The sequence below is a fragment of the Paenibacillus sp. SAFN-117 genome, from assembly GCF_051966115.1.
Taxonomy (GTDB): Bacteria; Bacillota; Bacilli; order Paenibacillales; family NBRC-103111; genus Paenibacillus_L; species Paenibacillus_L residui.
The window spans coordinates 98,259-112,247 of the sequence record NZ_JBQCLK010000011.1; the positions used below are offsets into that span (position 1 = coordinate 98,259).

11 protein-coding genes are annotated in these 13,989 nt (G+C 50.4%); 3 read left to right on the top strand and 8 right to left on the bottom strand.

The features are described from left to right. Positions 1–223 precede the first annotated feature (223 nt). From ACTHRH_RS09410 to serS, 3 genes are all read left to right on the top strand, one after another. The gene (locus tag ACTHRH_RS09410) at positions 224–1,186 is read left to right on the top strand and encodes an acetylxylan esterase (RefSeq protein ID WP_150960492.1); all 963 of its coding nucleotides are present in this window, start codon (positions 224–226) and stop codon (positions 1,184–1,186) included. A gap of 194 nt (positions 1,187–1,380) precedes the next feature. Then, complete coding sequence (locus tag ACTHRH_RS09415) at positions 1,381–2,817, top strand: NAD-dependent succinate-semialdehyde dehydrogenase (protein WP_440415242.1); 1,437 nt, start codon at positions 1,381–1,383, stop codon at positions 2,815–2,817. A 432-nt stretch (positions 2,818–3,249) separates the two neighbouring features. Continuing rightward, on the top strand, positions 3,250–4,548 hold the full coding sequence (gene serS / locus ACTHRH_RS09420) for a serine--tRNA ligase (RefSeq protein WP_440415286.1): 1,299 nt from the start codon (positions 3,250–3,252) through the stop codon (positions 4,546–4,548). 556 nt (positions 4,549–5,104) lie between these two features. Here serS and ACTHRH_RS09425 read toward each other — a convergent pair. From ACTHRH_RS09425 to ACTHRH_RS09460, 8 genes are all read right to left on the bottom strand, one after another. Then, positions 5,105–5,986: a carbohydrate ABC transporter permease gene (locus ACTHRH_RS09425; RefSeq protein WP_440415244.1), complete on the bottom strand. Its 882-nt coding sequence runs from the start codon at positions 5,984–5,986 to the stop codon at positions 5,105–5,107. 17 nt (positions 5,987–6,003) lie between these two features. Next, positions 6,004–6,903: an ABC transporter permease gene (locus ACTHRH_RS09430; protein WP_379289659.1), complete on the bottom strand. Its 900-nt coding sequence runs from the start codon at positions 6,901–6,903 to the stop codon at positions 6,004–6,006. An 86-nt stretch (positions 6,904–6,989) separates the two neighbouring features. Next, the gene (locus ACTHRH_RS09435) at positions 6,990–8,588 is read right to left on the bottom strand and encodes an extracellular solute-binding protein (RefSeq protein WP_186328285.1); all 1,599 of its coding nucleotides are present in this window, start codon (positions 8,586–8,588) and stop codon (positions 6,990–6,992) included. A gap of 122 nt (positions 8,589–8,710) precedes the next feature. Next, positions 8,711–9,466 (bottom strand): response regulator transcription factor, encoded by a 756-nt coding sequence (locus ACTHRH_RS09440; protein ID WP_186328286.1) that lies wholly within the window; start codon positions 9,464–9,466, stop codon positions 8,711–8,713. Beyond that, on the bottom strand, positions 9,459–10,436 hold the full coding sequence (locus tag ACTHRH_RS09445) for a sensor histidine kinase (RefSeq protein ID WP_440415247.1): 978 nt from the start codon (positions 10,434–10,436) through the stop codon (positions 9,459–9,461). Before ACTHRH_RS09445 ends, ACTHRH_RS09440 begins: the two co-directional genes overlap by 8 nt. Then, positions 10,429–11,112, bottom strand: a complete 684-nt coding sequence (locus ACTHRH_RS09450) for a cache domain-containing protein (protein WP_440415249.1) — start codon at positions 11,110–11,112, stop codon at positions 10,429–10,431. The genes ACTHRH_RS09445 and ACTHRH_RS09450 overlap by 8 nt, the downstream gene beginning before the upstream one ends. A 314-nt stretch (positions 11,113–11,426) precedes the next feature. Beyond that, entirely contained in the window at positions 11,427–12,953 is a 1,527-nt protein-coding gene (locus ACTHRH_RS09455) for an ABC transporter substrate-binding protein (protein ID WP_379289656.1), read from the bottom strand. Between the two features lie 151 nt (positions 12,954–13,104). Next, complete coding sequence (locus ACTHRH_RS09460) at positions 13,105–13,989, bottom strand: carbohydrate ABC transporter permease (RefSeq protein WP_144934742.1); 885 nt, start codon at positions 13,987–13,989, stop codon at positions 13,105–13,107.

A 13,989-nucleotide genomic window follows, 5' to 3' on the forward strand; every position in this document is an offset into this window, starting at 1 on the left:
CCTGTTGGACCCCGAAGCGCCGCACTCCTGTACGTTAATAGAGTCCGGTTTCGGTATTATGTAAAGTGTAACTCAGGTTGCAAGCCTCTGTCCACGCTCGCTCCTTCGGCTAATTTCGCCCTTTTACTGCTGCGGGAAGGAATTCTTTAAGGTGTAAAGAAATTATTAGGATGAATGGTAAATAGCACTAATGATAAATGATAAGAAAGGTGATAGATTTTGTATGAATGCCCTGAACAGAAGACTTAATGATCTCCACCAATATTTATCGGAGCCTTATGCCCCTTCCGATCTTAATGATTATTGGGAGAATACGCTGGAGCAAGTTCGCAGCAAGCCGTTTAACGAACAGAAGACCAGAATGGATTCTCCCTTCATGCCTCATTGTGAAGTATATAAAGTCAAATATAACGGATTCGATGATACCCCTATTCACGGCTGGTACCTGCTTCCCCCGTTTCGGGATACCAAGCCGGTTCCCTGTGTCGTCTTATTCCACGGGTATCACGGAAGCAAGGGCATGCCGGAGGAGTACGCCATATGGTTAATGATGGGGCTGGCCGTCTTCGCAGTCGATGTCCGGGGGCAAGGTGGAGAGACCGGCAACACTCTTCCCAGCGACACGGGAATGACCAGCGGTTGGGTGAGCCAAGGGGTCGCAGACCGGGATCGGAGCTACTATAAGGCCATCACCGTGGACAGCATCCGAGCGGTCGATTGGGTCGCCGAGCAGCCGGAAATCGACCGCTCGAGAATTGCCGTTGCCGGAGCCAGCCAAGGCGGAGGACTTGCACTAATCACGGCGGCCTTGAGCGGCAAGGCGGCCGTATGCGCGGCGAGCGTCCCCAATATGTGCCACATGGATTACGGCATCATGTATTCTACCGGTTCGCTTACCGAGTTGGCGGCTTTCGCCGATCTGTTCCCGGAGAAGCTGGATTCTATCCTTGCAACGTTAAGCTATTTCGATATCGTCCATTTCGCGGAGCGGCTGACGATGCCTGTCTTCATGAGCGTCGGACTGAAGGACACCATCTGCCCTCCGGAGACGATCTTCGCCGCCTATAACCGGATTGCCTCTACCGATAAGGAGATCGGAGTGTATCCGTTCGGAGGGCATAACGTCAACCGCCATAACAGCCAGCGAGTGAGAAGTTTTATTCACCGCCACCTGCTCGAACGATAACGATGCGGCGCGCCATGCCGCGAGGCACCTCACCCTTCGCGCGGTGTCCATAATCTCTGATGATTACCCGGTTAAAGCGCTGCTGAAACGCTGGATGGGGGAAAACTCCTTGCTCGTCAATCAGATACTGTTCAGGGAGCATAAGCTCATTTATTCTATTGCGGTAAGAAACCTAAACCTGGAGGAATTGCGCTATGGAACATAAGCTAAATTACATCGGAGGCCAGTGGGTTCCGTCCATGACAGGCGACACAATCGAAGTAACCGATCCGGCGACGATGGAAATTGTCGCCTCCGTGCCCAGGGGCGGCCGCGCAGACGCATCTACCGCGGTCGATGCTGCCAGCCAAGCGTTCCCCGCCTGGAGAGACCGCTCCGCTTACGAACGCTCGGAGCTTCTCCTCCATTGGCATCAGCTCATGATGGACAACCGGGAGCGGATCGCCGAGACGATGACGATGGAGCAGGGCAAGCCGCTGGCGGAAGCGCGGGGGGAAGCGGAGTACGCGGCCGATTTCGTGCGCTGGTACGCGGAGGAGGGGAAGCGGATCTATGGCGAAACTATCCCGGCCAGAAGCTCGGCGAAGAGAATCCTCGTTCTTCGCCAGCCGATCGGGGTCGTTGCCGCCATCACTCCGTGGAACTTCCCCGCCGCGATGATCACGCGCAAAGCGGCCCCCGCGCTCGCTTCCGGCTGCACCTGCATCGTCAAGCCGGCGAGCCAGACGCCGCTGACCGCGCTGCTGCTGGCCGAGCTCGCCGAGGAAGCGGGCTTGCCGGCCGGCGTGTTCAACGTGGTCACAGGCGACGCCCGCGAGATCAGCGATGCTTTCATGCAGGACAGCCGCGTGCGCAAGGTGACCTTCACCGGCTCGACCGAAATCGGCAAGCAAATCATGCGAGGTGCGGCCGATACGGTCAAGGCGGTGTCGCTCGAGCTGGGGGGCCATGCGCCGGTGATCGTCTACGACGATGCCGACCTTCGGCTCGCCGCAGAGCAGACGATCGCGTCCAAGTTCCGCAATGCCGGACAAACCTGCGTCTGCGCTAACCGGATTTACGTACAGGACGGCATCTATGACGCTTTCGAGCGGGAGCTTGCGGAGCGGATCGCCGCTTTGAAGGTTGGCTCCGGGCGGGAGCCGGGAACAAGCATCGGCCCTTTAATTGACGAGCACGCTATGCACAAAGTGAAGGAGCAGGTCGAGGAGGCCGTTGCCAAAGGAGCCCGGCTCGTTTCCGGCGGACGGCCCGTTCAACCGGATCAGACCCGCGGCTTCTTCTATGAGCCCACCCTGCTCGGCGAGGTGACTCCGGACATGAAGATTATGCAGGAGGAGACGTTTGGTCCGGTCGCCCCTTTAATCCGGTTCACAGCGGACGAGGAGGCCATTGCCCAGGCTAACGACTCCCGGTTCGGACTGGCCGCCTATTTGTTCACTTCCAATATTACCCGTGCCATCCGGACCGCCGAGCAACTGGAATACGGGATTGTCGGCATCAATGACGGAGCTCCTTCCACCGCGCAAGCCCCATTCGGCGGGTTCAAGGAAAGCGGGCTCGGCCGCGAAGGGGGCCGGGAAGGAATCGAAGAATACTTGGAGACGAAATATATTTCGATCGGTCTATGATTTATGGCTGTCTTCTGACGTTTTACTTAGCTATATTGTCAAGGAAACTGGTTATGCTATATAATAGAAAAAATTCAAGATCGGAATCATGCCAATGAAGAGCATCCAACTCGGAGGCGTTTATGACCGGAGCGACAAGATCTATGAGCGTCGGGCAGTGCTTCACTCGAAGGCAAAGCCGTTAAGGCCGAGCCACTCGCTTGAAGATTCGGGCTTCACCCGCTGTCACCTAGCCGCTAGAAGCCAACCCGCTAGCTGCAAGAAGCCGCTTCTTGTCCTCTCTAAGTAAACCGGCTCCCGCGCCGTTACCGCGGAACCAAGCGGATCGGCCGTCCCTGGACGCCGGTCAAGTTGGGTGGCACCGCGAGCAGCGCTCCTCGTCCCAAAAAGATGAGGGCGCTTTTTGTTTTTTTTCGAAAGGAGAGATGAATGATGTTGGACATTCGTTACATTAGGGACAATGCCGCCCAGCTTCAGCAAGTCGCAGACCAGAAAGGGATTAAGCTTTCCCTGGACGAGTTGTTGGACGTAGACCGCCAGAGGCTGCAAAAGCTGCTGGAACTTGAAAATAACCGGAAGGAAAGAAATGAACGCTCCCAACTAATCGCCGTCTGCATGAAAGCAGGCGATCAAGTGAAGGCAGAGCGGTTGAAAGAGGAAGTCAGACAGATCAATCTCGAGTTAAAGCAGCTGGAAGCCGTCTGGTCGGAGCTCGACCGGCGGTATCAATCGCTGCTGATGCTCGTCCCGAATCCGGTATCGCCCGATACGCCGCACGGCCTGTCCGATGCGGACAATGTGGAGCTTAGAAGAGTGGGAAGCCCTCCTGCTTTTGACTTTGAAATGAAGGACCATGTCGCGCTTGGAGAAGAACTGGATTTATTCGACTTGCCCAGAGGGGTTAAAGTGGCGGGAACCCGCAATTATTTTCTCAAAGGCGCGGGGCTTCTGCTGCATCGGGCCGTTCAGCAGCTTGCCGTTGATTTGCTGATGGAGCGCGGCTTCACGGTTATGGACGTACCGCTTATCGTCCGGGAGGAGACGATGCGGAATACGGGATTTTTTCCACTCGGTCAGGATCAGACCTACGAAATCCCATCGGAGGGCAAATGGCTGGTCGGCACCTCGGAGGTTCCTCTCATTTCGTACTACAGCGATGAGATTATCGATGTGACGGAGCCGATTCGGCTTGCCGGAGTCTCGGTCTGCTTCCGTAAGGAGGCGGGCTCTGCAGGCAGAGATGTCAGAGGGCTGTACCGCGTTCATCAGTTCGCCAAGGTGGAGCAGGTCATCCTATGCCGCAACGATCCGGAGCTTTCGGAACAGCTGTTAGAGGAATTGACGAAGAATGCGGGGGATTTATTGGATCTGCTGGAAATTCCGTACCGGGTCGTGGCTGTTTGCACCGGGGATATGAGCCAGAAAAATTATAAGCAGTACGACATTGAATCGTGGATGCCTAGCCGCGGCAGCTATGGGGAGACACACTCGTCCTCGAGCCTGCTGGACTTCCAAGCGCGGCGCTCGAATATCCGGTATCGCGACGATGATGGGAAGGCGCGCTACTGCCATACCCTAAACAATACGGCGGTTGCCTCGCCGCGCATTCTCATCCCGCTTTTGGAAAATCATCAAAGAGCGGACGGCAGCGTCTACCTTCCCAAGGCGCTCCGCAAATATATGAATGGACTCAGCGAGCTGCGGCCGAACATGACAACTTGGAAAATATGACCATCGCATGCCTAAATATCGCACCAAGCGTCGCCTACTGTTAGGCGGTCGAATGAAGCCCCGAACGGCGCGATGCCCTATTCTAAAGCAATTGTGCAGGTCTTTTTCGGAAAAACGCCGTCACGCCTTATTCTAAAGCAATTGTGCAGGTCTTTTTACGAAAAAGCGCCGTCATGCCTTATTCTAAAGCAATTGTGCAGGTCTTCGGAGCGATTTCGGGAGAAATCGCTCCATTTTGTCAAAAAGACATGCACTTTTGAGCGTCTTTCGCGGTTTTTTTGAATATAGGCCGGATTCAAATGTACTTTTGCTCGTCTTTGAGTCAAAAGCCCTCTTTCCGCCAAAAGCTTTCCCCGCCCATGAGCCACGCTACCTTTCCGCCACCGCTAGGCATGTGGTTGACCGCCAACGTCATCCGACGCCAATCACCGGCCGCCGGGAGTCTCGCGAGGTGCGGAAACCTTGCGCGGTGGGCTTCACTTGCATTACAGTCGACCATCGTAGAACGTCATAGCGCCACAACGGGCACCTATTCTGCCCCGGCTGCTCTATGCCGCTACTCTTTCAATGATCCCAGGAAAGCTCCCTTCACAAAATACTTTTGCAAAAATGGATAGACAAGCAGGATGGGGATGGTAGAAAAAATAATAGCGCCTGCTTTCATCATTTCCGGAGTTTGCATCATACTTGTGTCCAACTGATAACCGCCGCCGTCCAAGCCGGAATCAGCCACGCTGTTCTGCACCATATTGCGCAGCTTTAACTGCAGCGGATACAAGTGCACCGATCGAATGTAGATCAAAGCGCCGAAATACGCATTCCACTGGCCTACCGCATGAAACAACGCAATGGTGGCGAGAACAGGCGTGGATAAGGGAAGGATGATGCGTGTAAGAATACCCAATTCACCGCTTCCATCAATCTTGGCTGCATCGATCAATTCCGATGATATTCCCTGGAAGAACGTTTTCGTAATAAAGATGAAGTAAGCGCCCAGAGCCCCAGGCACGATTAATGCCCATAACGTGTCCATCATTCCCAGCGACTTGACAACTAGAAAGCTCGGAATCAGAGGCACCGGAAAGATGAACGTTAACAGGATGAGCCGTAAAATCCATTTGCGTCCCGGCATCTGCGGCCGGGTCAATGTAAATGCAAGAGTAGAAGTAAGCAACAGGCAGAGTAAGGTCCCCATTACCGTTATAAGGACACTTACCCCCATCGCCCGCCACATGTCATTCATTTGAAAAAGCTTTTTATAGACCTCTAAATTAAATCCTTTAGGCCATAAATAAACCAGCTTGGCCTCCGCATAGATAGGATTGCTTAACGAAATGGCGAGCAAATGAATCATGGGAGCGATCATACTTAAGCAGAGCAGGATCATAAACACTCCGTTTGTGAATTGAAAAGATTTTTCCGATTTATGCAGGTTCACGTTCTATCCCTCCGCTCCTAATATATGCTTTCGCCAGTCGTCTTCTTGCTGAACTGGTTGAGAGTAACGACGAGGATGATGCCAATGACCGCTTTGAAAATACCTATCGCCGTCGTATAACTGTACTGTCCGCCCGCCAATCCGGCCCGATACACGTAAGTATCAAACACTTCTCCTACTTCTCTGACTAACGGATTGAGGAAAAACAGCACCTGCTCCACGTTTGCATCTAACAAATTCCCAATGCGAAGCATCAGCAGAACGATTATGGCGGGCACTAACAAGGGCAGCGTAATGCTCCACATTTGGCGCCACCGTCCCGCTCCATCCACCATCGCGGCTTCGTATAGATTTGGATTAATGCCGGTAAGCGCGGCTAAATAAATAATCGTCGACCAACCGACTTCTTTCCAAATACCGGACGAGATCAGAATGCCGAGAAAATATTTCGGTTCGGTCAGGAACGAAATAGGTTCATAACCAAAACGGCTTAACAACGAATTTATAGTTCCGCCGTTGGCGAGAATTTCCGTAAAAATTCCTCCTACTATAACCCACGACAAGAAATGCGGAAGGTAGAGCAGCGTTTGGGTCGTCCGTTTAAACCAACTGACTCTGATCTCATTCAGCAGCAGAGCTAGAATGAGCGGCGCCGGGAACCCGAACAGAATCGAGTATAGGCCCAGCTTCAGCGAGTTTCTAAACACCATGGCAAATTCAGGGTAATCGAACATAAAGATGAAATGCTTTAACCCGACCCACTTGCTATGGATAAAACCTTGGAATAAGTTATAATCCTGAAAAGCGATTACATTTCCGGCTATGGGAATATACTTAAAAACGATAAAATGCAGCAAGCCCGGGAGTGCGATTAAGAATAATACATAAGGATCCAACGATTTAGGTTTACGAATCAATCTGCCAATCTCCTTTCTCATGACGGAAATAAAAAGAAGCCCCGCCTCGACTTTCTGCTTCGGCCAGGACCTCCCTTAAACTGCTATTACTTTTTATGAAATTCGTTATACCATTCTGTCGCTTCTTGAATCGCTGCTTCCCCGCCCCGGCTCTTCCATTCCTTTACAAAATTATCAAATCCGGAATCAAGCGGTTCTCTTCCCATAACGATCTTGACGAACGTATCATAGAACAAATTGCCCGGCGAGAATCCTACAGACAGCTCTGGGCGTCCGTCAAAAGCGTCCAGTTTCGATAAGTACAAGGCATCATTCGTAATAGTTGTTTCTTCCGATAGCTTGTACCCTGCCATTAAAACATCGCTATCCGGCTGCATCGCAATAACGGACTCGCTGTTTTCCCCGAGTTCACGCATATTGAGCGAAACCCGGACAAAACCAAGTGTTCCTCCCTGATTAGCCTCCGCCTCCGGGTCCAATACAATTTTTCCGTCTACTTCTGTATAGTTATGATCTTTTATTCCGTAGGTAAAAAACTTGTCGGCTTCCGGGTCCGTGTAGGTCCACTCCAGAAACTTGATGACTTCTTCCGGATTTTTCGTAGTAGAGGGAATGACGAACACGAAAAAAATCTGATCGTTTTCCAATTGCAGATAATTTTCTCCACGCGGACCTTTAGGCGGCGCGGCCATCGTCAATTTGGCATCCGGTTGATCAATGTAGTTCTCCTTCTTGCTGTTTCCAGGGTACTGATAGACTGCGGCTCCCCATGTTCCATATAACCCTTTGTAGGCATCGCCTGTGCGATCCGCTTGCTTTTTCGTTATAAAATCTTTATGAATGTAACCGGCATCATACATTTGTTTATAAAAAGCGATCGCTTCTTTCATTTCCGGCTGAATGATATCCGGCTCCAGACGACCGTCCCGCATATGCCATGCGCCTGGTCGTACTCCGAACGATCCGCTGAAAACATCGTTCCAGGCCAAGTTATCCGTAAGGGAAACCGCATATTCGTTGTTGGGGTCTCCGTCTCCGTTCATATCGTTCTGTTTGACAGCCTCGGCAAATTTCAAGAAATCTTCCAGCGTCTCCGGCACTTCCATATTCAGTTTGTCCAGCCAGTCTTGGCGGTACATGATGATGCGGTCGGCCGGCACTCCGATGGATAAAGGAATCCCGTATATTTTTCCGTTTTTCGAAACTTTGGGACTGTTCCACGCTACTTCCGGGATGCTTTTCTTTAAATTTGGAGCGTACTGGTCAATTAACGGACCTAGTTCCAGGAAGACCCCCTGGTCCACGGCGCCCGCATGCACATCCCAATCGATACTCGCTGTGCGTACGAGATCAGCCAATTCGCCTGAAGCGAAGCGGAGAGCCAGCTGTTGTCTGTAGTCGTCCGCATGGCCTAAAAATTCAAACGATAGTTTGTATCCCGATAATCTTTCGAGCTCTTTATAATAAAGCTCTTTCTCACTTTCCGGCGCTCTGGACGCGAATTGATAATTGTTATGAGACAGCAGAATGCTGATTTCTCTTTTCTCGCTTGTGCCCTCCGGCACTTCTTTGCCTGCTTGTGTATTGCCTTCCGCCTGGCCGTTGGATCCTCCGCCGCAAGCCGCCACTACAGTCATAGCGGATAGCAATCCGGTAACCAGCATATATTTCGATCGACGTCCCATATCTTCTGTATGCCCCTCCCATGTCATCTATTATCGCAAAGGCCCTTGTAGAAATAATTGTAGCAACCCGTCGAACCAGTGAACATGGAATTAATACCGAAGTTATGGGTTTTGCTCTTAGCCTAATGCTCCTTCCACCTTTTCCTGTATTCAGAGGGGGAACATCCCGTTAATTTCTTGAACGTTTTGGAGAAATGGGTGTAATCCTCATAGCCTACAAGCTGACCGATTTCGTACACTTTAATGAATGGTTTTTGCAGATGCTTCTTGGCCTGTTCAATGCGAAGCTGGGTCAAGCACTGTGTGAAGGATATTCCGGTAAGCTTCTTGAATAACGTGCTGAAGTAATTGGAAGAGATCCCAAAATAAGCGGCAGCATCCTTCACGGAAAATTCCGGCTCCGCATAATGCTGCTCCAAGAATGCCAAGGCTTCCTTAATCATGGACTGATAGTGATGGTCTTCTATTTCCAGCCGGAGCGCATCCGTATGGGTAGGAAGCTTGTCCTGCAGCTTGTTTCGAACGTTCTGCAGAACCGTAAGAAAATAATCGGAATCGACCGGTTTAAGAATATAGTCCGTGACGCCGTAGCGCAGGGCAGATTGTGCATACGCGAAATCGCTATAACCCGAAATGATGATGAATTCGGCATTCATTCGGCGCGCTCCCACCTGTTGGATCAATTCGAGCCCATCCATACTCGGCATACGAATATCTGTAATGATTAGATCCGGGGAGAATTGCTCTGCCAGTCGGAGCGCTTCCAGCCCGTTATCCGCCTCGGCCACCACTTCAAAGCCTTCGCTTTCCGTTTCAATCAATACCCGCAAACTTTTTTTGACCAGCCGCTCATCGTCGGCGATCATAATTTTAAGCATGATTATCGCCTCTTTGTTGAAGATTCGCATGAGAATAATATGGAAGCTTGATTTCTATTTCAGTCCCCGTCTCGTCGGAACGAACGATCGTCAACCCGAAGGGAGCACCGAAACTTAGCCGCAACCGGCTATGAACATTCCAGAGTCCAATATTCGAGAATAACTTGACCCGGCCATCCAGCATTTGCTGCTCCGAAACCGATTCGAAAGCTTCGTTGTATTTTGCCATCCATTCAGGGCTCATTCCGCGACCTTTATCCGCAACGATCAGGGAATAATAGTCCTCATGGGCTTTTCCGGTTATATATATCCCCGTAGAAGGAAGTCCATGATTTTCATATCCATGCAAGAATGAATTTTCCACAATCGGTTGAATCGTTAGGCGGAACAACGCCACTCTATCCAGCATTTCCTCGTCTATCTCCAGACTGAATTCGAGCTTTTCATAACGTTCCTGCTGTATTTTAATATAATTGCTTACGTGATCGATCTCTTCCCGCAGATGAATAATTTGCCGGGGGTTTCCGACTCTGTATCTTAACAGATTGGCGAGCCGCACCGTCATACTGCTGATGGAGCGATTTCTGGCAATAACGGCAAGGGAGTTAATGACTTCCAATGTATTGTATAAGAAATGAGGATTGATTTGTGATTGAAGAGCCTGCAGAGTCGCATCTCTATGCTTAAGCTCGCTCTCCTTTTCCTTCAACCGGGAGATATGAATGACTTCTACAAGCCGTTTAACTTCGAGAAGCATCTTATTGAAGTTAATAAAGGCCAAGACTAAAATAACGGCGGCGATCAACAGAGTAATCGTCCTTAAATCCGCCAAATTTCCAATCAAATGTTTTAGTGATACTTCGGATATTATGGTCAGCTTAGTAAAGCGGGAGACGTTATAAACAATGTTCTTCTTCCCATTGCTCGAATGCTCGACAAATTGCCCTCGCGGAGACGTTAATTTAGCCAATCGTTCTTCTGAAATGGTTTCCCCCCATTTTGCTCTCGGCATCAACTATAGTAATATAGCCTTCCTTGCCGAATGTTTCTACATCTGCAATGGATAATAGCGGATCCATCTTTAATACGAACACTATAACACCGGCAGGCTGATACGTGACATTGTCATATATGAGGCGGGAAACCGTAACAAAAGCCGGCACTACACTCCAGTTCGTGCTTACAATGCCGTTTATAATAAAACTGCTTTCCTGCAAATGGTCAACAATTTTTTTATCCAGATTGTAGCGAGCGGACTCCCCAAAAACGCCTCCTTTGACAGAATACATGTGAAAAGAAACGATATCTTTGCGCTTATAATTAATATCCGGGTATAATTCATCACTAATCCGTTTTTTGATCTGATACATTTCATAGGAATTGTTTGGGTCCAGCTTTATAAACTGTTGAATCAACGGATGGCCCGGGAGATTCTGCGTATCCTCTTTGATTTCTCTAAAATAATCGTCCAATTGATTGTTCAACCGCTGGACCAACTGCTCGTTAAAATAAATTGCACTTTGTTCGATCGTCCTGGTCGATTCGAAATTCCATATAAATCCAATCAGTAGAAACGGCAAGCAGAAGAACACTATAAAATAAAGGGTTAATTTCTGCTTAACCGACAATGGCTTCATGCCTCTCATGTTGCTTCCACTCCATTGCATTGAATTGATGGGAGCCGCAAATTTTTATAATACGGTAAAAAAGCCCCGCTTCCCACGATTTGGAAGGGGGACCTGCATGAAGTTTACCATAATCCCGTCACTGCCGGGTAGTCATTATACGCCAGACAGCGCGACTATTGTCCATGGTGTGGTCAGGATGACTTTCATTTAGGGAACTGGGGAGTCTTCCTCTTTTTCACCCCGTTGCGATGAAAAAACCGCAGCGGCGGTTGTCCGCCGACTGCGGTGTGGTACTACCCTTGCTTGCTTGAGGCTATGCTTTGCTTATCGCCTTATTGTTTGTTCTGCTTTTTCCACTCGTCGAGCTGCTTCTGAACTTCCTCAATGACCTTGTCGATGCCGGCGGTTTTACGCTTGCTGATGAATTCCTCCAGCTTCTCATTCGGATCTACCGCACCCGTATTCAGAGGAGGTCCGAACTGATCGGCTACTGCCTGGATGTTGGCGATCTCCGTCAACACCGACTGAGGATCGAAGGTAAATCCGAGTATCGGGGACGGCTGGGCAGCCTCGTTCTCCTTCAGCGTCTGGTCGCGAATCGCCTGTTCTTGTCCTTCCCTCAGGTAGGCGATAAATCCGTTCCCGAACACCCAGGTTTGGTTAGGATCGTACCCGCCGTCAGGAATCGGTTTAACTGTATTCTCGTTCACTTTCGTATAGTGCTTGCCCTCGATTCCGAAGGCGACGAGATTCAGCAGCTCCGGATCGGAATTAAGCAGATCCAGGAACATCAGCGCCCTTTCCGGATTGGCCGATGTTTTGCTGATGGCCTGCATGGATTGGATGATCGTATTCGTTCCGACGAACGGCTCCGTAATTGGAATCGCCACTACATCGTTGCCGCCGAATGACGTCTTCTCCTCCTGCTCCCGACCCGGTTTCAGCACGTTATGGAAGAAGGAAGCCACTTTGCCTACCTTCAGGTTTTCTTTGTCGCTCTTGAGCATCGGGGCGTCCTGATTGATCAGCCCTTTCTTATACCAGCTGTGCATCAATTCGAGATATTCTTTGTACTCCGGTGTCGTCGCGATGTCCACGACACGCAGATCGGCGTCGTCGCGATAAATGCCAATGAGCGCTTGGTTGGAGATAAACTCCAGATTGTTGAAGGATGTTTTCATTACTTCAAATTTGCCGCCGCGCGTCATGGAGAAAGGAATCGTTCCCGGCTCGTCTGCCTTGATTTTCTCGAAGAACGGCTCCATATCCTTCACTTCTTTAATAGCTTCGGGATCGATGCCGTACTTGTCGACATATTTCTTCTGAATCAAGAATCCTTCTCTGTTCGTAATCGTCTGGTAGTTGAGAATGCCGTAGGTTTTGCCATCCACCTTCAGTGCCTGCCAGACGACATCCGGAAGCGCCTTCCTTAAATTCGGAGCATATTTGTCCAGCATGCTGTCGTCAAGCTCGGTAAAAGCTCCCTTCCGGGCATTCTGCGCATAGTCGAACATCCAGAACGATGTCCAGGCAATATCGAACTTCTCGTTCGATGCGACCATCGTGTTCAGCTTTTGTCCATAGCTGCCGCCATCAATCGGCTTCATGCGGATGGTGGCATTAATTTTTTCCTGAGTAATTTTATTCACGGCGTCCTCTACCGATTTAAGATCCGGCTGGGTGCTCCATTGGGGATAGTACCAGCTCAATTCAACCGGTTTCAATTCCTGGTCCGACGAATCGGAGCCCGATCCGGAAGAAGCCCCTCCTTCCTGCTTTCCGCCTCCGCATGCACTCAACACAAGAGCCGAGGAGAGCAGCAAAGTCAATCCCGAAGTCCATTTATTTCTGTTAGACATACTTATGACCTCCTTGAATAATTATATATTTTTATACCGTTTGGGAAAGTGAAGCTTGCGAGCGGAATCCGGTCTCCGATCATCACCTCCTTGGCTTGTCGCGGACTCCGCTCCTGCTTCCCCTACGGTTACTTAAAGCATCCTCGAAACACTACTCCTTCAACGATCCGACCGTCATCCCTTTGACAAAGTATTTCTGACAGAAAGGGAAGACGAAGAGCATAGGACCGGCTCCAAGAAGCGCCAAGGCCATCCGCGTGGACAGGCTGGGGAATTGGGACAAATCGATATTGCCGCTGATGTATTGGGCATTCGTTGCAAAGAACTCGATCGAATTCATCGTCCGATACAGCAGCAGCTGCAGAGGCACCAGCTTCTCGTCGTCGATGAACAGCAGACCCAGCCACCAGTCGTTCCAGTAGGTGAAGCCGATAAAGAGCCCCACGGTAGCCAGCGCCGGTGTAGCCAACGGCAGAATAATGCGGAAAAATATTTTCCATTCGTTGGCCCCGTCGATTTTGGCCGATTCGATCACTTCGAGCGGCATCTTGTCCATGAATCCCTTCATGATCATGACATAGAACGGATTAAGCAAGTATGGGATGATCAGCACCCATATCGTGTCTTTCAACTGCAGGTACTTCGTCATCATAATATAGAACGGGACCAGCCCGCCGCTAAACAGCATGGTGAAGAACACATAGAACGTCGTAATCCGGCGGTAACGGTAATCCCGGCGGGAAATCGTATAACCGATCATCGCGGTCAGCAGCAAGCCCGCGGCCGTACCTACGACCGTGACGAAAATCGTCACGCCGTAAGACATAAGAAGCTGCGCCGGGTATTTAAAGACGGTTTGATAGGCCGTCAAGCTGAACTGCTCGGGAAACAGCTTATAGCCGCCGCGAATCAAAGCTTCTTCATCCGAGAATGAAATAGAGACAACAAGCAGGAGCGGCACCACCATGCACAAGGTAATGATGATAAAAAACAAATGTATGATTCCTTGTGCCCATTTCGGGTTGTCAGTCGACAT